The 19420-nt window shown below is 72.8% G+C and carries 22 protein-coding genes; 10 read left to right on the forward strand and 12 right to left on the reverse strand.

The window, feature by feature from the left end:
- Positions 1 to 300 precede the first annotated feature (300 nt).
- Entirely contained in the window at positions 301 to 735 is a 435-nt protein-coding gene (locus OG553_RS00270; RefSeq protein ID WP_405976950.1) for a hypothetical protein, read from the forward strand.
- 13 nt (positions 736 to 748) lie between these two features.
- Here OG553_RS00270 and OG553_RS00275 read toward each other — a convergent pair whose 3' ends face one another.
- Positions 749 to 1807 carry a LuxR C-terminal-related transcriptional regulator gene (locus OG553_RS00275; RefSeq protein WP_405976951.1) on the reverse strand — a complete coding sequence of 353 codons (1059 nt, stop codon included), beginning with the start codon at positions 1805 to 1807 and terminating at the stop codon, positions 749 to 751.
- A gap of 162 nt (positions 1808 to 1969) precedes the next feature.
- Here OG553_RS00275 and OG553_RS00280 point away from each other — a divergent pair, with 162 nt between their 5' ends.
- The gene (locus OG553_RS00280) at positions 1970 to 2146 is read left to right on the forward strand and encodes a hypothetical protein (protein ID WP_405976952.1); all 177 of its coding nucleotides are present in this window, start codon (positions 1970 to 1972) and stop codon (positions 2144 to 2146) included.
- Positions 2147 to 2359: 213 nt separating this feature from the next.
- Positions 2360 to 3124: a class I SAM-dependent methyltransferase gene (locus OG553_RS00285; protein ID WP_405976953.1), complete on the forward strand. Its 765-nt coding sequence runs from the start codon at positions 2360 to 2362 to the stop codon at positions 3122 to 3124.
- 171 nt (positions 3125 to 3295) lie between these two features.
- Here OG553_RS00285 and OG553_RS00290 read toward each other — a convergent pair whose 3' ends face one another.
- The 3 genes from OG553_RS00290 to OG553_RS00300 all read right to left on the reverse strand — a co-directional run bounded on the left by OG553_RS00290 (position 3296) and on the right by OG553_RS00300 (position 6296).
- Entirely contained in the window at positions 3296 to 4570 is a 1275-nt protein-coding gene (locus OG553_RS00290; RefSeq protein ID WP_405976954.1) for a sensor histidine kinase, read from the reverse strand.
- Positions 4571 to 4586: 16 nt separating this feature from the next.
- Positions 4587 to 5345 carry a two-component system response regulator CseB gene (cseB, locus tag OG553_RS00295; protein WP_405976955.1) on the reverse strand — a complete coding sequence of 253 codons (759 nt, stop codon included), beginning with the start codon at positions 5343 to 5345 and terminating at the stop codon, positions 4587 to 4589.
- 63 nt (positions 5346 to 5408) lie between these two features.
- Positions 5409 to 6296 (reverse strand): endonuclease/exonuclease/phosphatase family protein, encoded by an 888-nt coding sequence (locus OG553_RS00300; protein ID WP_405982909.1) that lies wholly within the window; start codon positions 6294 to 6296, stop codon positions 5409 to 5411.
- Positions 6297 to 6819: 523 nt separating this feature from the next.
- On the opposite strand from OG553_RS00300, the gene OG553_RS00305 reads away from it, so the two are divergent.
- Both OG553_RS00305 and OG553_RS00310 read left to right on the forward strand, forming a co-directional pair.
- Complete coding sequence (locus OG553_RS00305) at positions 6820 to 7008, forward strand: hypothetical protein (protein ID WP_405976956.1); 189 nt, start codon at positions 6820 to 6822, stop codon at positions 7006 to 7008.
- A 280-nt stretch (positions 7009 to 7288) separates the two neighbouring features.
- Positions 7289 to 8842, forward strand: a complete 1554-nt coding sequence (locus OG553_RS00310; protein ID WP_405976957.1) for a M12 family metallo-peptidase — start codon at positions 7289 to 7291, stop codon at positions 8840 to 8842.
- Between the two features lie 88 nt (positions 8843 to 8930).
- Here OG553_RS00310 and OG553_RS00315 read toward each other — a convergent pair whose 3' ends face one another.
- The 3 genes from OG553_RS00315 to OG553_RS00325 form a co-directional block, all read right to left on the reverse strand.
- Positions 8931 to 9098 (reverse strand): DUF6479 family protein, encoded by a 168-nt coding sequence (locus OG553_RS00315; protein ID WP_405976958.1) that lies wholly within the window; start codon positions 9096 to 9098, stop codon positions 8931 to 8933.
- Positions 9099 to 9175: 77 nt separating this feature from the next.
- Complete coding sequence (locus OG553_RS00320) at positions 9176 to 9898, reverse strand: hypothetical protein (protein WP_405976959.1); 723 nt, start codon at positions 9896 to 9898, stop codon at positions 9176 to 9178.
- Between the two features lie 165 nt (positions 9899 to 10063).
- Positions 10064 to 10465 carry a hypothetical protein gene (locus OG553_RS00325; protein ID WP_405976960.1) on the reverse strand — a complete coding sequence of 134 codons (402 nt, stop codon included), beginning with the start codon at positions 10463 to 10465 and terminating at the stop codon, positions 10064 to 10066.
- A gap of 279 nt (positions 10466 to 10744) precedes the next feature.
- Between OG553_RS00325 and OG553_RS00330 the strand changes: the two genes are divergently transcribed.
- The gene (locus OG553_RS00330) at positions 10745 to 11371 is read left to right on the forward strand and encodes a VanZ family protein (RefSeq protein WP_405976961.1); all 627 of its coding nucleotides are present in this window, start codon (positions 10745 to 10747) and stop codon (positions 11369 to 11371) included.
- A 263-nt stretch (positions 11372 to 11634) separates the two neighbouring features.
- Here OG553_RS00330 and OG553_RS00335 read toward each other — a convergent pair whose 3' ends face one another.
- Positions 11635 to 12219: a hypothetical protein gene (locus OG553_RS00335; RefSeq protein WP_405976962.1), complete on the reverse strand. Its 585-nt coding sequence runs from the start codon at positions 12217 to 12219 to the stop codon at positions 11635 to 11637.
- 696 nt (positions 12220 to 12915) lie between these two features.
- Between OG553_RS00335 and OG553_RS00340 the strand changes: the two genes are divergently transcribed.
- The gene (locus OG553_RS00340) at positions 12916 to 13293 is read left to right on the forward strand and encodes a PadR family transcriptional regulator (RefSeq protein ID WP_405976963.1); all 378 of its coding nucleotides are present in this window, start codon (positions 12916 to 12918) and stop codon (positions 13291 to 13293) included.
- On the forward strand, positions 13290 to 13847 hold the full coding sequence (locus OG553_RS00345) for a hypothetical protein (RefSeq protein ID WP_405976964.1): 558 nt from the start codon (positions 13290 to 13292) through the stop codon (positions 13845 to 13847). The genes OG553_RS00340 and OG553_RS00345 overlap by 4 nt, the downstream gene beginning before the upstream one ends.
- 306 nt (positions 13848 to 14153) lie before the next feature.
- Here OG553_RS00345 and OG553_RS00350 read toward each other — a convergent pair whose 3' ends face one another.
- Positions 14154 to 14315, reverse strand: coding sequence for a hypothetical protein (locus OG553_RS00350; RefSeq protein ID WP_405976965.1), 162 nt, complete (start codon positions 14313 to 14315; stop codon positions 14154 to 14156).
- 178 nt (positions 14316 to 14493) lie between these two features.
- Here OG553_RS00350 and OG553_RS00355 point away from each other — a divergent pair, with 178 nt between their 5' ends.
- Entirely contained in the window at positions 14494 to 14961 is a 468-nt protein-coding gene (locus OG553_RS00355; RefSeq protein ID WP_405976966.1) for a DUF5959 family protein, read from the forward strand.
- 121 nt (positions 14962 to 15082) lie between these two features.
- Here the strand turns inward: OG553_RS00355 and OG553_RS00360 are convergent, their stop codons facing one another.
- Both OG553_RS00360 and OG553_RS00365 read right to left on the reverse strand, forming a co-directional pair.
- Positions 15083 to 15646 carry a dihydrofolate reductase family protein gene (locus tag OG553_RS00360; protein WP_405976967.1) on the reverse strand — a complete coding sequence of 188 codons (564 nt, stop codon included), beginning with the start codon at positions 15644 to 15646 and terminating at the stop codon, positions 15083 to 15085.
- A gap of 103 nt (positions 15647 to 15749) precedes the next feature.
- Positions 15750 to 16670 carry a MerR family transcriptional regulator gene (locus tag OG553_RS00365; RefSeq protein WP_405976968.1) on the reverse strand — a complete coding sequence of 307 codons (921 nt, stop codon included), beginning with the start codon at positions 16668 to 16670 and terminating at the stop codon, positions 15750 to 15752.
- Between the two features lie 127 nt (positions 16671 to 16797).
- On the opposite strand from OG553_RS00365, the gene OG553_RS00370 reads away from it, so the two are divergent.
- Positions 16798 to 18513 (forward strand): carboxylesterase/lipase family protein, encoded by a 1716-nt coding sequence (locus OG553_RS00370; RefSeq protein ID WP_405976969.1) that lies wholly within the window; start codon positions 16798 to 16800, stop codon positions 18511 to 18513.
- 41 nt (positions 18514 to 18554) lie between these two features.
- Here OG553_RS00370 and OG553_RS00375 read toward each other — a convergent pair whose 3' ends face one another.
- Positions 18555 to 19358 carry an alpha/beta fold hydrolase gene (locus OG553_RS00375; RefSeq protein ID WP_405976970.1) on the reverse strand — a complete coding sequence of 268 codons (804 nt, stop codon included), beginning with the start codon at positions 19356 to 19358 and terminating at the stop codon, positions 18555 to 18557.
- Between the last annotated feature and the right edge of the window lie 62 nt (positions 19359 to 19420).

Here is a 19420-nt window from a genome sequence, read left to right on the forward strand (position 1 = left end):
CCCTGGGGGGTGGGCGGTGCTGGCTCCGTCACCCCAGCCTGGCCGGTCAGGTGTCGGGCCTCCAGCCCTCGCGGGCCTCAGCAAGGTGCCTGGCAGCAAAGCGAGGCGAGGGCAAAGGGGACCTTTCGGGTGATTGCGGTGGGGGGAGCGGTGGGTTGCACCGGGATCCCGTGACTGTCGGGGAGACGGCTGGTGCACCAGGCTGGTCAAGGGCGCGGACAGCAGGGTCCGGCATGCCTGCGCGCGGGCCGGGCACCCGTACCGCTACCGGGAGTTCGTACGGCGTGAACAGGGGGAGACATGCGGACCAGTGACAGCGGGGCCCGCCATCTGGAGGAGCTCGCGCTCTTCCTCTCGGTCCACCGGGGTACGGCCCCGGGGATCCTCTGGGCGGATCACGACCACCCCGGCTGCCGCACGCACGCGACCGACGCCGATCTCGCCGCACTGGGCGCCGGGCTGTCCGCCCTGCTCGGCGCCCCGGTGCGGGTCACCCGGGGCGCGCCGGACGCGCCGCGGCAGGTCCGCGGCGGGCCCGACGCGGCGCGCGTCCTCGTCCGGCAGGTGTCGGGCGGCGGCAGCTGGACGCTGGGCCCGGGGGCGGAGAGCGTCCCGGCGGAGCCGTTCCACTGCCGGCTGCGCGCCGGAGAGCTGCTCTACGCGCCGCCCGGGCGCGCGTGGACGGGTGAGCTCACGGCCTCCGGGCGGTACCTGCTGATCCGGATCGGGGCCTGACGCCCGAGCCGGCTCAGTTGGCGGCTTCAGGCTCCGCGTCGATGGGTGCGAGCAGCTCCTCGGCGTCCAGCAGCCCGCGCTGTACGGCGGCCACGCCCGCCTGGAAGCGGCTCTCGGCGCCCAACTGCTCCATGATGTCGGCGATATGACGTCGCGCCGTGCGCAGGGACATGCCGAGGCGGCGGGCGATCGCCTCGTCCTTCAGCCCGGCGGCGAGGAGCCGCAGGATGGTGCGGTCGACCTCCTGGGCCACCTCGCCGAGGCCCTGGCTGGCGGCGTCGGCGAACGGGGTGGCGTGCGTCCAGGTCTGTTCGAAGACGTCCGCGAGGTAGGACACCACCGAAGGCTCGCTGATGGCCACCGCGCCGCGCGAGCCGTCGTTCAGCGGGATGAAGGCGAGCTCCCGGTCGAAGACGATGAGCCGGCCGAAGAGCTCGTGCGCGGTCCGGTACTGGGCACCGAACTCCGAGGCGGCGGCGACGTACGCCTGGCTCGGGCCGTGGAAGCGGGCGGTGTGGTGGTAGAGGGTGCGCATCCGGACGCCGCGTTCCAGGATCGCCCGGTCGCGGGCCAGCGCCTCCCCCATCGCCTCGATCATCCGGCTGCCGCCGCCGGGCTGGCTGGACAGCACCTCCCGCGCGCACTGCTCGGATGCCCGGGTGAGGACGACCCGGACCTCCAGCATGTTGCCGATCAGGCGGAACTGGCCGTTGCCGCGCTGGGCGTGGCGCAGGTACTCGGCGGAGAAGTGGTCCAACCCCTGCTGGGCCCGGTCGAGTTCCTCCTCGACCTGGCGGATCCGGGACCGTACGGGGGCGGCCAGCTCTGCGCGGGCGACATCGGGCGAGACGGCGAAGCCCACGGCCGGTTCGCGGGGGTCGGTCCGGATCAGCCGGGAGGCGGTGAGCCGGGCGAGGGCTTCGCTCACCTCCTCCTCCCGCAGACCGACGCCGGCCGCCACCTCCGGGGCGTCGAGCCGGCCGTGCTCCAGGACCCACCCGTAGACGGCCGTGTCGGCCTGCCGCCAGCCTTCCGGGACCGCCGATAGACCGTATTCATCGCTAATGTCCATTGATGTCCCCTCCTCGCCTTGCTGCCACGCACCTTGCTGAAGGGGGTGGCCAATTGCGGTCAGGATATGCGCCGACAAAGCTTTCTCCCGAAAGCAGGAACACGGCGAGCTGTCGAGTTACCTCGCACCGCGTTCGCCCAATACATCCCTTGGAGAAGCCCCATGAACCGCATTGCCCGCGTACTGACCATCGCAGCCGCCGTCGCCGCCCTGCTGTCACCGGTCGCGGTCGAGGCGTACCAGGCGAACCACCCCGGGCAGGGGCGCGTGACCTCGGCCGACAGCGTGCCGACCGACACCTCCTGGGGCTGGGGCGACGTGCAGCCCAAGCTTCAGTAGCCACCCCCGGAGCCCTGGCCGCCGCCCCGGAGGGGACGGCGGCCGGTCGGCCGGGGTTCATTATCGGCGGGCAACGAACCGGTAAAATATTGTGCTTGCGTTAATTCGCCGTACGCCCCGCCGTCGAATGGTTCTGCCGGGCCGCCGCGCCGATGCGGGCTCCGCTGTATTCGCGTATGCGCGGCCCCGCGTCCGGATGCCAGCATCGCGGTCATGGACACAGAACCGGCCCGGGACTCCGGGCCAAGACAACCCCGTATCGATGACGCCTTCGGCCGCATCCTGGCCCGCTGCTGGGACGCCGGCGCCGCGCCCTGGTCGGCGGTGGAGGTGATCGAACGCGAGGACGGCCTGATCGAGGCCAATGACGCCGCGCGCTACTTCGCCGCGCCCGAGCAGTGGACGCCCCTGCACCGCTGGGGATGGGAGCAGCCCTCTGGCCGGATCCTCGACGTGGGCAGCGGGGCGGGGCGGCACTCCGTTCCCTGGCTGGCCCGTGGCCTGGAGGTCGTGGGGCTGGAACCGTCTCCCGGGGCGGTGCGCATCTCGCGCGCGCGGGGCGTCGATACGGTGACCGGCTCGGTGCCGGATCTGCCCGAGGGACTCGGAACCTTCGACACGATCGCCCTGTTCGGCAACAACCTCGGCCTGCTCGGCGGCCCCGCGCAGGCATCCGCGGTCCTGACGGCACTCGCCTCGGTGGCCCGTCCCGGCGCCCGGCTGATCGGCTCGGGCCTGGACCCCGGTGACGGGGGCACCGACCACGCCGAGTACCACGCGTGGAACCTGCGGCGCGGGCGCGCCCGGGGTCAGCTGCTCCTGCGGGTGCGGGACGGCGCCACGACGACGCCCTGGTTCGACTACTGGTTCGCGACGCCGGACGAACTGGCCGCCGCCGTCGCCGAATCGCCGTGGACCCTGGAGTCCCTGGACCGCGACCCGGCCGGCCCCGGCTACGTCGCCTGCCTGCGCCGCTGAGCGAACCCCCGGTGGGAGCGTCGGGCCCGCACGCGGACGGTTCCGCGTGCGGGCCCGGCGTGCGCCGGCTCGGGGCGGCGCGGAAACCCCGGCATCGCGGCGGCGATCGAGGCCGTCGGAAGGACGACCATGGTGTGCGGGGCCGCCGGGAAGGGGTGTTGCGGTTCCGTGTCAGATGGCGGACGGAACGCGTCCGCCGTCCATGTCGAGGGTGGCGACCGCGCCGCCCTCCGGAGCGTTCGCGAAGGTCAGCCTGGCGCCGAGGACCTTCGCCTGCCCGAGCGCGATGGTCAGCCCGAGTCCGTGCCCGCGCCCCCGCTCGGGGGTTCCCGTACGAAAGCGCTGCGGGCCTTCCGTGAGCAGCGCGGCGGGATAGCCGGGCCCGTGGTCCCGTACGAGGATCCGCGCGCCAGTGGCGGTGGCCTCCACGGCGACTTCGACGGGGCCGGCACCGTGCCGGTGGGCGTTGGTGACGAGGTTGACCACGATCCGTTCCACCCGGCGCGGGTCGGTCTCCAGGGTCCTGGTGGCACGGACCGCCACGGCCGTCGGCGTCCCCGTGCGGCGGACGATGTCGGCGACCAGTTCACCCAGCGGTACCGCGTCGGTCCGGGCCCGTTCGGCTCCGGCGTCGAGCCGGGAGATCTCCAGGAGGTCCTCGACCAGCCCGTTCAGGGCCCGGGCGCGGTCCCGGACGAGCTCGGCGACCTCGTCGCCCTCCGGGAGCAGCCCGGCGGCGGTGGACAACCCCATCAGCGGGGTGCGCAGCTCGTGGGCGACGTCCGCGGTGAAGCGGCGCTCGCCCTCCAGCTTGTGCTGCAGGGCGGCGGCCATCTCGTCCACGGCCGCCGACATCTCGGTGATCTCGTCACGGGCCCGGCCGTCCGGTCCGATCCGGGCGTCGAGGTCGCCGTCGGCGATGGCCCGGGCCGTACGGGATCCCCGGCGCAGCCTGCGGTTCATCGGTTCGGTGGCCAGGGCCGCGAGCGGCACGACGACCAGGAGGGCGGCGAGCACGGCCTTGACGATGCTGCGGTCCAGGAGCTGGAGGCCGCGTACCTCGGAGCTCATGTCCGTCCGGGCGACGAGTACCCGGCCGCCCTCGACGGGCATGGCCGCCCACATCCAGTACCAGTTGGGGGGTTTGCGGTCGTACCAGGTCGCGTACAGTGCGGCCGGATCCTTGGCGGCCAGCGCCCGTGCGAGCGGTGCGTCGAGCCGTTCAGGAGTGAGGACTTCGACGTCGAGCGGCGCGCTGCCCGTGCGGGTGTACTCGCGCTCCGCGGCTGCCAGGCGCGTGGAGAGGCGGTCGTTCCCGGTGCGGTCGCCCCGTTCGGCCATCGCCTGGTGGACGAGGACGCCGATCACGGCGGCCACCGCGCAGCAGGCGGCCGCGGTCAGGGCGGCGATCTTCCAGCGCAGGGCGCGCGGGTTCAGGAGTGCCATGGGTGCGGACGGCCCGTCAGCCGCGGACGAGTTTGTAGCCGAAGCCCCGGACGGTCTCGATCCGCTCGGCTCCGATCTTCTTGCGCAGCCGCAGCACGCACAGGTCCACGACCCGGGTGTCGCCCTCCCAGCCGTAGTCCCACACGTCCCGCAGGAGACGGCGGCGGTCGAGCACGGCGCCGGGAGCCGCCGCGAACTCCAGCAGCAGCCGCAGCTCGGTGGGGGTCAGCGGAACGGGCCGTCCGCCCCGGTGCACCTCCAGACCGAGGGTGTTCACGGACAGGTCCCCGAAGACCAGCTCCCCGGGGGCCGTCCCGGCGTCCGCGGAGACGACCGCGGGATGCGCCGGTCCGGCGGGCCGGAAGCTGGCTCGGCGCAGCAGCGTCCGGATGCGGGCGACGAGGACGGGGATGTCGACGGGTTTGACGACGTAGTCGTCGGCGCCCGCCTCCAGTCCGGACACCACGTCGAGGGCGTCCCCGCGCGCGGACATCATCAGGACGGGGACCAGGCTCTCCTCGCGGATCCGGCGGCACAGCCCGATGCCGTCGAGCTCGGGCAGCATCACGTCCAGGATCAGCAGGTCGTACCGGTCGGCCCGGAACGCCTCCAGGCCGTCGAGTCCGTTCGCGGCCACCGCGACCTGATAGCCGTACCGCTCCAGGGACAGCTGTACGGCGCGGCGGATGGTGGCGTCGTCCTCGACGACGAGGACGCTGACGGGGTCCGGGACCCTGGGTGCCGACACGCCACCTACCTGCTCAGAAACGGACATTTATGGAGTTCATCCTAGTCAGTGGGACCTGCGGTGGAGTCACGGTCGCAGTCGCGGTCGCAGTCACAGCCGGAGGGAGGCGGCGACGGGGAGGTGGTCGCTGCCGGTGGCGGGGAGGGTCCAGGAGGAGGTCGCGCTCATCCCCTTCACCAGGATCTGGTCGATGCGGACCACGGGGAACGCGGCGGGCCAGGTGAAGCCGAAGCCGGCACCCGCCTCGCGCTGCGCGGACGCCAGCAGGGAGGTCACCGGCCGCAGGGCCGAGTCGTCCGCCGTCCCGTTGAAGTCGCCCATCACGACGACCCGGGGGAGCGGCTCCGCCCGCACGGCCGCGGCCAGCTTCCGGGCCGCGTCATTGCGGCGGGCGGTGGTGAATCCGGCGTCCGGGGTCACGCGTACCGAAGCGAGGTGGGCGGCGAAGACCGCGACGGGGCCGCCCGGGGTCTCGACGGTGGCCCGTACGGCACGCGTCCACGGCATGATCGGCACCGCTTCCACGCCGTTCAGCGGGTGCTTGCTCCACAGTCTGACGCCGAGGGTGTCGGAGCTGTACGGATAGCCGGCGGCGAGCTCGCGCTCGTAGACGGGCGTGGCCTTCGAGGACATCTCCTCCAGGGCCAGTACGTCCGCGCCCGATGCGGCGAGCGCTCGCGCGGTCCGCGCCGGATCGGGATTCTCCTCGTCCACGTTGTGACTGACGACGGTGAAGTTCCCGCCGCCGGACCGCTCGGACCGCTCGGACCGCTCGGACCGCTTGTCGACCAGGGTCCCGCCGAACAGGCAGCCCCAGACGACCGCAGGGGCCAGGACGGCGACGGCCGCGAGCCGGGAGCGGCGTACCGCCGCCGCCACGAGGAGGACGGGGACGCTCAGCCCGGCCCAGGGCAGGAAGGTCTGGAACAGGCTGCCGAGGTTGACGGCCCCGTTCGGGATCCATGCGTGCAGGGCCATCGCCAGGGCCGCGCACACCGCGCCGGCGGCGACCGGCCGGCCGCGGCCGGTGGGCACGAGGGCGCGGGAGCGGCCGGCGGGAAGGGGCGGGAGCGGGCCGGGCGGCTCCTCTTCCCCGGTGGCCTCGGAACGGTGCGGGGTGCTCAGCACGGCAATTGCCCTCCGATGTCGCGTACGCCGGTGATCCGGTACCGGCACAGCCTCGGAGAGGCGCGCTTCCAGGGCGTCAGAAGAGCCCTTCGAGCGTCCTGCGATCACGTTTCAGCTGCGTATCGGCCGTATGCGGGGGCGATGGGACGGCGCTCACCAGGGTCCACGACCTGGTCCGGGAAGTGGGCCGCGGGCCGGTGCCCGCAGGCCGGCCGGAACGCGCCGGACCAGGCCCTCGGCGTGGACGTGTCCTTCCCCAACATCACGGCAGACGCGCCACCACGGCAACGGATATCACCCGCCGTGTTTAACGCCATTCATTCCGGTAACAATGAGTTACTACAGACATTCGAACCCGACGGAAGGCAGGAACATGACCCTCGTCACCGCCCTCATCCTCGTCGCGGTCGCCGCCCTGATCGGCCTGCTGGCCCTGGCTCCCGCCGTCCCCGCACGCCGCAACCCCGTGCCCGGCCGGCGGCACCGGGCCGCTCGCCGCCGCACCGCCCCGCGGCTGGACGACATCCCCGGCCAGCGGGGAATCCACCGCCACGCCCGCTGAGAGACCGCGGGCAACACCCCGCACCGGCGCCGGAACACCTCGGGCAGGAGAAGGCCAAGGCGCACGCCGAGCAGGCCAAGGGCAAGGCCCGCCCGGCCGAGGAGACGTCAAGGACACCCTCCGCCAATAGACGTTCGGACGCGCTGCCCCCTTGCACCGGCCCCGCCCCACTCCCCCAGGTCGGTGCACGGGGGGTGGGACGTGTCGGTCGGGTGACCTCACCCTTCCGAGCGGGCACGTATCCGGCATATGCGGTGACGCCTGTGGCTTCGTGTGCAGCATGACTCCTCCCCGCTGGTCCCGTCTGCTCGCGCTCTGCGTGGCCGCCCTGGCCTCACTGCCCCTGACGAGCGCCTCCGCCACCGGTGTCTCCGCCGCCCCTGCCGTCACCCGGGCCCCGTCACCCTCGGACGGCGACGGGGCGGAGGTGCTCCGCGACCGCACCGTCCCACTCGCACTCGACGCCTTCCGGATGCTGTGCACCACGGCCCCGTTCGGCGCCCCCCGCGAATGGACCTTCGACTTCTTCGACAACGTCCGCCTCACTGCCGTCGAGGACGGCATCGACGACGACGGGGGCACCCGCACCTGGTCCGGCCACGTCAAGGGGAGGCCGGACACCAGCGTCATCGTCTCCCTGCGCGGCGTCTGCTCCACCGGCCGCACCCTGCTCGACACCACCGTCGTCGAGGTCGTCGCCGACCTCAAGGAGCACGTCTACCACCTGGAGACCCTGCCCGGCCGTCCCCTGCGCGCCCGCATCACGGAGGAGGACCCGGCCAAGCAACCGCACCACGCTCCCGACGAGCTGGCGGTGGACCCGGCCGCGCGCACCGCGCCACGCCGCTCCCTCGCCGGTCGGGCAGCGGCCACCTCGCAGAACCCGGCCGTCATCGACGTCATCGCCGGATACACCCCCCTCGCCGTCCAGCGGGCGGGCAGCGAGCAGCAGGTCGTCAACACCATCCACTGGGCCGAGCGCAAGATGAACGAGGCCCTCGCCGACAGTGGCGTCCCGGCCAGCATCGACATCATCGGCACCTACAACACCAGCTACACCGGCAACAACACCTCTTCGGTGATGTGGAGCAAGCTGCGCAACCCGCAGGACCTCGAACTGGGCAGCACCGCCGCCGATCTGCGCCGTCGCTACGGCGTGGACCTGATCACCGTCGTCAACAGCGTTCCGGGCCAGTCCTCCGGGCAGGGCAGCCTTCCGGTGCGCGGCAACTTCGACGAGAGCCTCGCCTTCTCGGTCGTCGACTACGACTCGCTCACCGGCTGGTACAACCTCGGTCACGAGATCGGCCACAACCTCGGCCTGTTCCACGACCGGCGGACCCTGTCCCAGCAGGTCCCCGACGGCAGCTGGGTCAACGATCTCAACACCCCTTACGGGACGGGCTGGATCACGTCCGACGAGGAGCACACCTCCCTCATGGCGTACGCCAGCTCCTGCCGCCGGCCGTGCCGCACGGAGAACGTGTACTCCGCGCCGGAGCTGAGCGTCTACGGCCGGCCCCTCGGCAACGAGAGCAACGACAACGCCAAGCTCGCCCGCCTCACCACTCCCATCGTGGCCGGCTACCGCGCCCTCACCATCCCCCGGACCCGCCACGCCCTCACGCTGGAGGCCTCCGACGGCGGCAGCGTCCGCCCCGCCGTCTACGGCCCCTACAAGCCGGGCACGGTCGTCGCCGTCACCGCCACCCCGGCCCCCGGCTACCGCCTGGCGGCCTGGATCTACGATGGCCGACAGTACGGACCGAACGAGCAGGTCAACGTGACCATGGACGCCGCCCACACCCTCAGGGCGGTCTTCATCGAGGCCTGAGGCCCGGCCCGGGCGAACGCGTAGGTGGGCCCGCACCCGCTGGAGATGCGGGCCGCCTACGCCGACGCGGCGACGCCCGGGGTCGCCGTCACCGGCCCGGCTCCGCGGCACGGCGGCGGATGCCCCACCAGACGGCCGCGACGAGGAGGAGGGCCACCGCGACGCCCACGGCGAGGAGTCCCGCGCCGACCCCGCCTGCAGAGAGCTGGACGGCGTGGGAGCTGCCCCGTGCCCGCCGGGAAAACGGATCCGTCACCGTGGGGTGCCGTCCGCGCGAGGCGGGTTCGCTGTCACCGCCTGCGTCTGTCCACGTGTGCAGCGCTCGTCCGCGTCTCAGTGCTGGCGCGACACCACGTACAGGTAGGAAACGAGGGCCAGACCGGCTGCCAGGAAGGCCAGGACGGTCAGCAGGACGAAAAGCCGGCGGACCCAGGCCTTTCGCTCGTTCTCCGCGACCGCTCTCGCCGGCCAGCTTTCGGGGAACTGGCGAGGATTTCTGGCCTGATCATCCATGGTGAGTGCCGTTTTGCGAATACCCGCGGTGAAGAACGCAAATCCCGCGATGATGACCGCGATGTAGAAGATCTCGCCTCCGTTCGCGGATTCCCCGCCGGGGGTCATCCACTGCACGACTTTGCGCAGCCCCAGAATCGTCAGTGTGTTCAACGCGAGGAACGCACCCCAGTAGAAGACGCGCAACGTCTGGGCCGGCCGCCCTACCAAGGGCTTCAGGAGGAGGAGTCTGCGCAGTTTCGAGAGCTGGGGCCTTCCGCCGACTTCCCGGACCACCGCGTCGGCCGACCGATAGCAGCGGTCAAGCCAGTCTTCGGCCTCCTGCATGACCCCGGCCGAGTTCCCGAGCGCCTTCCTGACTTGCATCCAGTTCGTAATGAACTGGACTTCCAGAGCGGCCACCTCAAGCCGCGCCTTGCACTGGTGCTCGACATCCCTCCTGCTTCGGACGTCCTTGACCATCAGCCCCAGGCCGCCGAGCGCGGCCGTGAGAATGGGCACCGCCAACACGGGAACGAGGTCGCTGACGACTTTGCTCGGCATACGACGACTGTGCGGCCCGGGCTGCCCCTTGAGAGGCACCAGCACGGACAGTGTCATTCGAACGGGACCTCGGACGGGGCGATGTTGAGCCGCTCGGCTCCCGCCGCCCGCGCTTCGGGGCGTCCCGTTCGGAGTCCGGCAGGCGCACCGCGGCCGAGTCACGGGTCACGCGGCGGAGCGAGCCGTCCCGCGCGCCGGACCGTCGGTGCGGTGGACCCGGAGTGCCCACAGAACGAGCGGAGCCTGGAGCGGAAGGCGGGCCAGGGCCGCCGCCCGGAGCGGGGCGGGCCGGTGGCGCCAGTCGTAGGCCATCTTCACGTTCGCGGGGAACACGGCGACGAAGAGTCCGGCCGCAGCCAGCGCGCCGGCCCGTCGTGTGCGGGGCACGGCGATCGCAGCGCCGACCGCGATCTCTGCGAGCCCGCTCACCTGCGTCCACATGCGGGGAGAGCCGGGCAGGGCGCGGGGCACCATGGCGTCGAACTGCCTCGGCGCCGCGAAATGCGCCGCGCCGACCGCCAACAGCAGACCGCTGAGCAGACGAGCGGAGGATCCGGATGCGGGCATGTCTCATTCCTTCGCGTAGACCTTGCGGGAAAGCAGCCTGACTACTCGGCGGTAGCTTACTGGGATCGCGGATGGCCGCCCAGGGGCCTGCCCCTTGTGCTGTCGCCACCAGGCGGATCGCCGGACGTCGGGACCGGCAGCAGCACGTCAGGAACGGACGTCCCGTCAGCTCCCGTGCACGAGCGTGTGGTTGTGGCCTCTCGGGAGAGGGGTGTCGGCGTCGTGGAGCGGGGTACACGCGCCTGCACGGTACGGAGCCGGCCACGGGAGGAGCGGTCGATGGACGTGCGCGGGAGGCTCGCCGCGGTGCGCCGGGCGAAGTGGATGCGGCGGACGGAACGTGGGAGGAGGGTGCGGGAGCCCGCAGCACGGGCCGTACGGCCTCCCGCACGGCCCGTGCTGCGGGCACTGGCGATGTTGGCCGCCTTCGCCGGAACGGTGCTGTTCAGCCTGGCCCTGGCACAGGTCACCCTGGAGCCTTCGGCGGCTTCGGCGGCACTGGTGCACAGCAACACCCGCCCGGGCGCTTCGATCGGCCCGTACCTCGACGGGGCGTCCGTCGCGGAGGCCGGCAAGCAGCTCGGCGGGAACGTCCTGCTCGGCGTTCCCTTCGGGCTGCTGCTCCCGGTCCTCCTGCCGCAGGCGCGCGGGCTGCTGAGGGTGGCGGCGGTGACGGCCCTGGTGATGACGCTCGTCGAACTGATCCAGGGCTCCCTGGTCACCGGGCGCGCCTTCGACGTGGACGACGTCATCCTCAACACGGCTGGGGCATTGCTCGGATACCTCCTCCTGGGCCGCCGGATGGGCCGGGCCGTCCACCCGCGCCGCCACCACTGGTGGCACCGCCTGACCCGCCGCGGCGACCGCGAGCCCGTCGGCGGGTCTCCGGTGCCGCCGGCCCGATAGGTCCGAACGGGTGGGCAACCCCACCTCGATGCCGCCCGGCGTCCCGGTGGCCCGGTAAGTCTGCTCCGCGCGGGACGGGTGGCGAGGCGCGGCGGCCGACCCCGGGCGTGGGGCCCGGGTCGGTGCGGGCGGGCGCCTCGGGGTCGCGGTGTACGGGGGGTGGTCTGCCGGCTCGGTACCCGACCGGGTTCGCGGTGGCGTACGCACTTCTCCGGGTTCACCGGGCGGTGCCCGATCAGCTCGACGCCGCCTCGGCTGGGCGGCTATTGGTCGAGGAACGGCAGCAGCACCCGGTACAGCGGCAGGTAGGCCGGCTGGTCGCGTCGGCCGATCTGGTAGCCGCGCATCCCCGCCGCAGAGGCCGCGGTGACCTCGTCGGGGTTCTCGCCCTCGAACACCGCCCGGCAGCCGCCGGATTTCTCGACGCCCCGCTGGAACAGGACCGGCGCCGGCTTGTACTCCTCGGTGCCGCGCGGGGTGAGGATCCGGTCGCCGAAGTACTCCCAGACGAACGGCTCCGCCTCCGACCAGCTCGCCGAGATGTACTTCATCGTCGCCGCCGCTCGTTCGGCATCGGTCGTGCCCCAGCTCGGCGGGACGTTGGTGATGATGCCCACCGGAACCCCGGTGTGGTGCAGCTGCCGCAGGTACCGCAGCGCCCCCGGCATGTACCTGAGGTGGTCCCGGTCGGAGGTGTCGATCAGGGTGTCGCCCAGATCGAACCAGACCACCGAGCAGGCCGGCACCCGCTGGTCGGCCGCCGATCCGGCTGCGGCCGCGGGGCCGGCGGGAGCGGACAGGATCGTCGCGGTGAGGGCCACCGCGGCCAGACGAGTGAACAACTTCACGAGATCCCCCATCTTCTTGTGCTGCTTCCGGCAGGGTCACAATGATCGCGGGCCGATCCGGGCCGACGGAACCTCCTGGTGCCTCCGAGGCGCGAAATCACCCGCACGTCACCCGAGCGTCGGCTCGGCTGTGGGGGAAGCCGAGCCGTCCGATGCCGCGGGGGCGTTGATGTCGCATCGAAGCCAAGATCCGCCAGGGGGAACCATGAACAGCGCAGACGGCGGACGAGGCCCGGCGGTCGCGGGACTGCTACTGGTGGCGGCGCCGGCCTCGGATCCACCGAGAAGAAGGTGTACGAACGCGATCCGGAGCGGGCCCCCGCGTCCGTCGGCGATCCCGACTGCGTCCTGCTCGCCGACCCGTACCGGGAGGGGCCGCGGCCCACGACCGTGATCCAGACGTTCCGCAGCAAGGAGAACCCGGCCCGGCGGCAGCCGTCGCCGACTTCGACCGGCTCCGCGGGGCCCTGCGGGGCTGCCGCGACGTCCACCGGCGCGACGTCCACAGCGGCGACGGCACCGGCACCGGCACCCGGGCCACCCTCACCATGGTGCGGGCTCCGGCGCGGGGCGATGGGGTTCCCGGCCGAGCTCATGGCCCGCCAGGTGCAGCGGCTGCGCGACCTTCCCTGACGGGGTTTCCCTGGGCCCCCAGCTTTCTTGCGGTGCAAGGTACTGCCGATTATCTTGTACCGCATGACAAAGGGACTGCCCGCAGCCGGTGACCAACGGCGCAGCCAGCTCCTGCGCGGCGTGCTCGACCTGTGCCTGCTCTCGCTGATCGCCGAACGGCCCATGTACGGCTTCGAGTTCACCGAGGCCCTCGCGGCCGGCGGGCTGGAGCTGGTCAGCGACGGCAGCATCTACCCGCTGCTCGCCCGGATGGAGCGGGCGGGGCTCATCTCCTCGTACCGCGCTCCGTCCCCGAGCGGCGGCGCCCCGCGCAAGTACTACCGGCTGACCGGGGCGGGGCAGGCCGAGCTGAGCGGCGGCCGGGCCGACTGGCTCGCCTTCGCCGGGCAGGTGGGCCGCATCCTGACCGCCACGGAACCCACGGGGGAAACCACACCATGACCAACGCGCAGATCCTCGCCGCCTGCCGCAGCAACTGGGAGTACCGGGGAATCGACGACGCTTCCGTGAGGGAGATGCTCGACGAGCTGTCCGCCCACCTGGAGGACGCGGAGGCGGCCGGCCGCACGGGGCAGGACGTCGTCGGCCGCAACGTCCGTACGTTCGCCGCCGCGTGGGCGCGGGCGCACACCCCGTTGCCGCGCCGGGTGCTGCGTGCCGCGTCCCTGGGGTGTTTCGTCACGGGCTGGGTCCTGCTGTTCGCGTACGCGGTCCGGTGGACCACCAGCCTGGACGTGACCCCCGGCTACCTCGCCCTCTGGGCGGTACTCGGCACGGTCACCGTCGCCTGGAAGATGCGGCGCGGCAGCCTCGGCATCCGCCGGAGCTGGGGCGTCGCCCTCGCCGCCGCTCTGACCGCTGCGCTCCTCGACCGGCTGGCCGGCGAAAGGGTCCTGTTCGAGCTGCCGTTGTGGGCCGCTCCCCTCCTGCTCCTGCCCGGACTGCCGTACGCGGTCGGCGACGCACGAGCCAGGAGGAACGGCGGCCGGGCCTGAGCGCCGCCGACGCATCGCGGCCGACGCCAAGGCCGGCGAGGCCGGCGCCGCCATCACTTCGGGCGCGTCCGGCCACCGGAGGCTCGACCAGTGGATCTCGCCCCCCGTCCGTATCGTTCGCCGCCGCGAAGGCGTCCTCGAAACCCCCGTGGCCCGCACTGAGGCAGTTGCCTCGCCAGCCGCCTCACCTCGGCGAAGGAGTCGAGGACGGGCTTCTGCACTGCGAACTCGGTTCTGAGATGCATCAGTGAGCGGCCGGATCGGGCGCCGGACTCCAGCCGTTCTCCCCGGGCCAGGAGTACTCGCTCATACGCCGATCATGGCACGCGGCCTCGACGCCGAACCGAGTTGGCTCAGCGTCTGGTCGAGGAGGTGGAGGGCACGGCAGGGGTACTGGCCCGCCAGCGTCCTCAGCCGGGGCAGCTCCTCCTGGGAGGCGCCGGCCGTCGGGAGGGCCGCCGCGAGCACGGCGGGAAGGGGTACGGCTTCGTGAGTGTGCTCGCCGGTGGTCGCTGGGGGCGAACGCTTCGCCCCGCTCGTCGCGGGCCCGGCGGCGGGCCTGTGCCGACACACCCCGGAACACCGGCCGGAGCCGTTTCGCGGGGCGTGCATGATGATCGGGATCGCCGGAGGTTCGGGAGGAAGTGTGGACGAGGGCGAGGGGGTGGACCTGATCCGACTGATCGACCCGGACAGCAGCGTCCGGGTACGCGTTGTCGGGCGGAAGGAGCCCGGGGGTACGCCGTACAACGATTGCCTTCAGGCCGAGCTCGTCACCACCAGTTGCTTCGTCGGCGGGCGGCTCGGACTGTGCTTGTCACCGGATGCCATGGACGACTGGGCAGAAGCCCTGGACGAGCTCTCCGACGGGCAGGGCATCCGATGGAGGGCCATGGGCGACACCGAGATCCGGATCGAGATCGACCGCCACTTCTCGGTGCCCCGTCCCGTCGTCACGGTGGACGACGGCGGCGAGTCCGGGGTTTCGGTCCGCGTCGGCCTGGATCCGGGGGACGGTTGGGTGGACGAGCTGCGTGACCGGCTGGGACGGGTCCGGCAGACGTGGCCGAACGAGGTGGTCGCGACGCCTCGGCCGGGGAGCTACTGGCAGTGAGCCGGGGGCCGGTCAGCGCGGCCGACGCCGTGTACGGGCCGGGTGACCGGGACGCGCTCGCCTCTCCGCCGGCACCTGTGCCCGAGGGGGCACGTCGCCGGGCGGGGTGTCGGCCTCCGTCTCAGCGTTTCGTCTCGTACCTGGCCAGGATCACCCCGCAGGGGAACGTCCGCGTCTCCAGCAGGTTCAGGTTCACCCAGCTGTCCAGGGCGGTGAAGAACGGCGTGCCGCCGCCCACCAGGACCGGCGCGGTGGCCAGTACGTACTCGTCGATCAGCCCGGCCCGCATGGCCGCCGCGGCGAGCGTCGCGCCGCCGATGTCCATCGGACCGCCGTCCTCGGCCTTGAGCCGGGTGATCTCGGCGACCGCGTCGCCGGTGACCAGCCGGGTGTTCCAGTCGACTTCGTCGATCGTCGAGGAGAACACCGCCTTCGACATGTCCCGCCAGCGGCGCGCGAACTCGTTCTCCGCCGGGGTGGTGTCGGGCCGCCGGTCGGCGGTCGGCCAGTAGGAGCTCATCGTCTGCCACAGCTTGCGGCCGTAGAGCGACAGGTCGGTCGCCTGCAACTGGTCGGACCAGAACCGGAACAGCTCGTCGCTCGGCACGCTCCAGCCGATGTCGTCGCCGGGCGCGGCGATGTAGCCGTCCAGGCTCAGGTTCATGCCGTAGATCAGCTTCCGCATGGCGCCAGCCTTCCGTGGACCGGTCGCGCGGGTGCGGACCGACGCGGCGGGGGACACTCGTTCGACCCCGGCCGTCACCCCGGCCGTCCGGCGGCGCGTGTCCTCACGGCCGGGCGGTGCCGGTGAGCGAGAGCGCCAGGCCGTCGGTCAGCCATCGGTGGGCCACCGTCATGTTCAGGACGCGGCCGCCCGTGGCGGCGGCGACCAGGGACCAGTACCGCTCCAGGCGGGGGTCGAAGCCCGACGACCGCGCCACCAGCCCGTGCAAGTGGGCGCGGAAGGCGAGGGTGTCCGCCTCGCCGCGTGCCCGGGCGTGGGCCGACACGAACGCGTCCACCGCGGACCCCGGTCCGGGCGGCAGTCCTCGGGCGAGGGCGGAAACCGTCAGGGCCGCGGCTTCGTCGATCTCCGCGTAGAAGGCCGGGCCGTCCCTCATCTCCTCGTCGTGGTCCTGGGTCCAGCGGGTGAAGCCGGGCGTGGCGATGAGCAGGTGCAGCTCGGCGTAGGCCAGGGCCGTGGCGGGGGCGGGGTCCTGCGGCGGATCGGGGGCCAGCATGGCGGTCATGATGTCGAGCCGGCGGGCAGGCATGGCCGCGGACAGCTCCCGGTACCAGTGGTCGGTGAGCGTACGTCGCGCCTGCGGAAGGTTCTGGACGCGCGCGAGCACCTCCAGCCTCCGCAGTCGCTCCTCCCCCGCGCAGTCGTCCAGCGCCTTGAGCTTGGCTTCGCGCCACCGCAGTTCGGTCAGGCGTTCCTGCACCGCTGCGAGCTCGGAGGAGACCAGTTCGTCGAGCGTGCGCTCACCGGTGACCACTCGGGTGATGGTCGCGATCGGGGTGTCCAGCGCCCGCAGGCGTCTGATCAGCCGTATCCGCTCCCACGCCTCGGGGCCGTAGCGGCGATGGCCGCCGCTGCTACGGGCGGCCACCGGCAGCAGTCCGCTGTCGGAGTAGTAGCGGACCGTCTTGACGGGCAGGCCCGTGCCGGCCGCGAGCTCACCGATGCTCCACGTGTCTTGCGTCACAGCTCTTGAACCTCCAGCGCACGGGAGCTCCTAGCGTATTGATCACCGACGGCGCCCCGCCGCACCGCGTGCGACCGTGCGGCCTCCTCGTCCCGCGCCGTCCCCGACCCGAGATTGGTGGGTGTGCATGTCCCCGACCACGAAAGCCACGCGTCCCGGCCGGAGGGCCGGACTGCGCGCGGTCCTCCTCCCCCTGCTGTGCACGGCTGCGCTGCTCACGGCCGCCGCATCACCCGCCGTCGCCCGCCCCGGTCCCCCTGACGGCGCGGCGGGGCAGGGCGGTACCGTCGTGCGAACCGAACAGGGGCTGGTACGCGGGGTGTCGCGCGGCGCGTACACCTCCTTCGCGGGCCTCCCCTACGCCGCGCCGCCCACCGGACCGCTGCGCTGGCAGGCCCCGGCGCCCGCCGCCCCGTGGCAGGGCGTACGCGACGCGACGAAGCCGGCCGAGCGCTGCGTGCAGATGCCGGCACCGGGTGCGGGCGGGGGCGCACCCACGGATGCGGGCGCCGTCGTCGGCTCGGAGGACTGCCTCTACCTCAACGTCACGGTGCCCGCGACGAAGCCGGCCGGGAAGCACCGGCCCGTGCTGGTGTGGATGCACGGCGGCGCGTTCCTCGGCGGTTCCGGCAGTGACTACGGCACGGAACGCCTGGCGGTCCGGGGTGACGCCGTCGTCGTGACGGTCAACTACCGTCTGGGCGTCTTCGGCTACTTCGGCCATGCCGGGCTGGGCTCCGCGCCGCCCTTCGGCCTCGCCGACCAGCAGGCCGCCCTGCGCTGGGTGCGGGACAACGCCGAACGTTTCGGCGGCGATCCGGGCAGGGTCACCCTGTTCGGCGAGTCCGCGGGCGCGCTGAGCATCTGTGCGCACCTCACCTCACCGACGGCCGCGGGGCTCTTCCAGCGCGCCGTGCTGCAGAGCGGATCCTGCCTCACGTCCTTCCCGCGCGGCGCCCTCGCCCCGGGAACGCCCGCGTACGAGCCGTTCGCCCCGCAGAGCGAGGTCCAGGCGGCCGGAGCGGAGGCCGCCCGGCAACTGGGCTGTACCGAGGGCGGCGGCAACGAGGTGCTCGCGTGCCTGCGCGGACAGAGCACCGCACGTCTGGCCACCGCGCAGCTGATGCAGTCCTTCAACCGGCCCGCCTACGGCAACGGGCTGCTGCCGGCCGCGCCGGACGCGGCGTTGGCGTCGGGACGCTTCCACCGCGTGCCGGTCGTACTGGGCACCAACCACGACGAGATGCGGATGTTCGTGGGCATGACGCTCGCCGCGTTCCCCATCCGCACCGAGAGTGACTACCGCGCCCGTCTGGTGGACGCGTTCGGGCCCGCGGCCGCGGCCGTAGAGGCACGGTATCCGGCAGCACGTCACGGCTCCCCCGCGCTGGCCTGGGCCGCGGCGCTGACCGACCGTTCCTTCACGTGCACCACGCTGGCAGCCGGCCGGGCCATCGCGGCACACGCCCCGGACCTGCCGCTCTACGCCTACGAGTTCAACGACCCGGACGCTCCCGTCCTCGCCGGCCTGCCCGCGAACCCCGGCTTCCCCTACGGTGCGGCGCACGGGTTCGAGCTGCCGTTCCTGTTCTCCTCCTTCGCCACCGAGCGACCGCTGACCGGTGAACAGGCCGTCCTGTCGGACCGGATGGTCGGGTACTGGACGAGGTTCGCGCGCACCGGCAACCCCAACAGCGCGGGCGCACCACACTGGCCGGGGCTCCGCCCCTCGTCACTTCCCGGGCCGTCGGTGCAGTCGCTGACCCCGGGCCCGGGCGGGATCCGTCCCGTCGACGCGTACTCCGCGCACGGATGCTCCTTGTGGGACCGTCTGGCCGGCTGAGCCGCCAGGTCACGGCCGGGGGCCGTCACCGAGGAGGCGGCTCAGCCCCGGGCTGCGGTGAAGAAGGCGGTGAGGGCGGCCGCGAGGGCGTGGGGCTCTACGGCGTGGTCCTGGCCCGGGAGGGTGTGGAGGGTGAAGCCGTCGGAGCGGGAGGCGAGCTGTGCGGCGGCGCCGGCCATGTACGGCTCACCCGCGCCACCGTGGCAGACGAGGACGGGAAGGGCCACGGTGCGCCAGCGGTCGGACGGCAGCGGTCGGCCCGTCATCAGGTCCCGCATGAGCAAGCCGTCGTAGGGCAGGGTCCGGGCGGCGGCCCGCCAGGCCGGCCACGCGGGACCGCTGCGCAGGCCGGCGGCGGCCTGCGGCGGCAGGGCCAGGCCCGCGGTCAGGAAGTACGTGAGGGCTCCGTCCAGGTCGTCCCGGGCGAGCAAGGCCGTCAGGCGTTCCACGTAGTCGGCGGGCAGCGGCGGGCGGGAGCCGTCGACGACCAGCGGCGGTTCGCACAGGGCCAGGGCGCGGACGCTGCTGCCCCCGGCCACGGCCTCCAGGGCGAGTACGGCTCCGGAGGACATGCCGAAGAGCAGCACCGGCCCGCCCGCGCGGCCGATCACGGCGTCCAGGTCCTCGATCTCCCGGCGCACGTCGTACTCGGGGTTGTCGCCGCTGTCGCCGCGGCCGCGGCGGTCGTAGTTGTAGACGCGGAAGTCACGTGCCAGCAGGTCGGCGAGGGGGGCGTGCCGGGCCCGGGTCATGAGGGTGCCTCCGACGAGGACCAGCGCCGGCCCGGTGTCCCCGTGGCGTTCGTAGTAGATGGGTGTACCGTCCGACGACACCACCGTGCCCATGCCCCGACCCCTTCGCATCCGTCGAGGTCCGGACGCGCTCCCGCCCTGGGCCCCCGTACCGC

Source organism: Streptomyces sp. NBC_00158, assembly GCF_045160885.1.
In the GTDB taxonomy this organism is placed as follows: domain Bacteria; phylum Actinomycetota; class Actinomycetes; order Streptomycetales; family Streptomycetaceae; genus Streptomyces.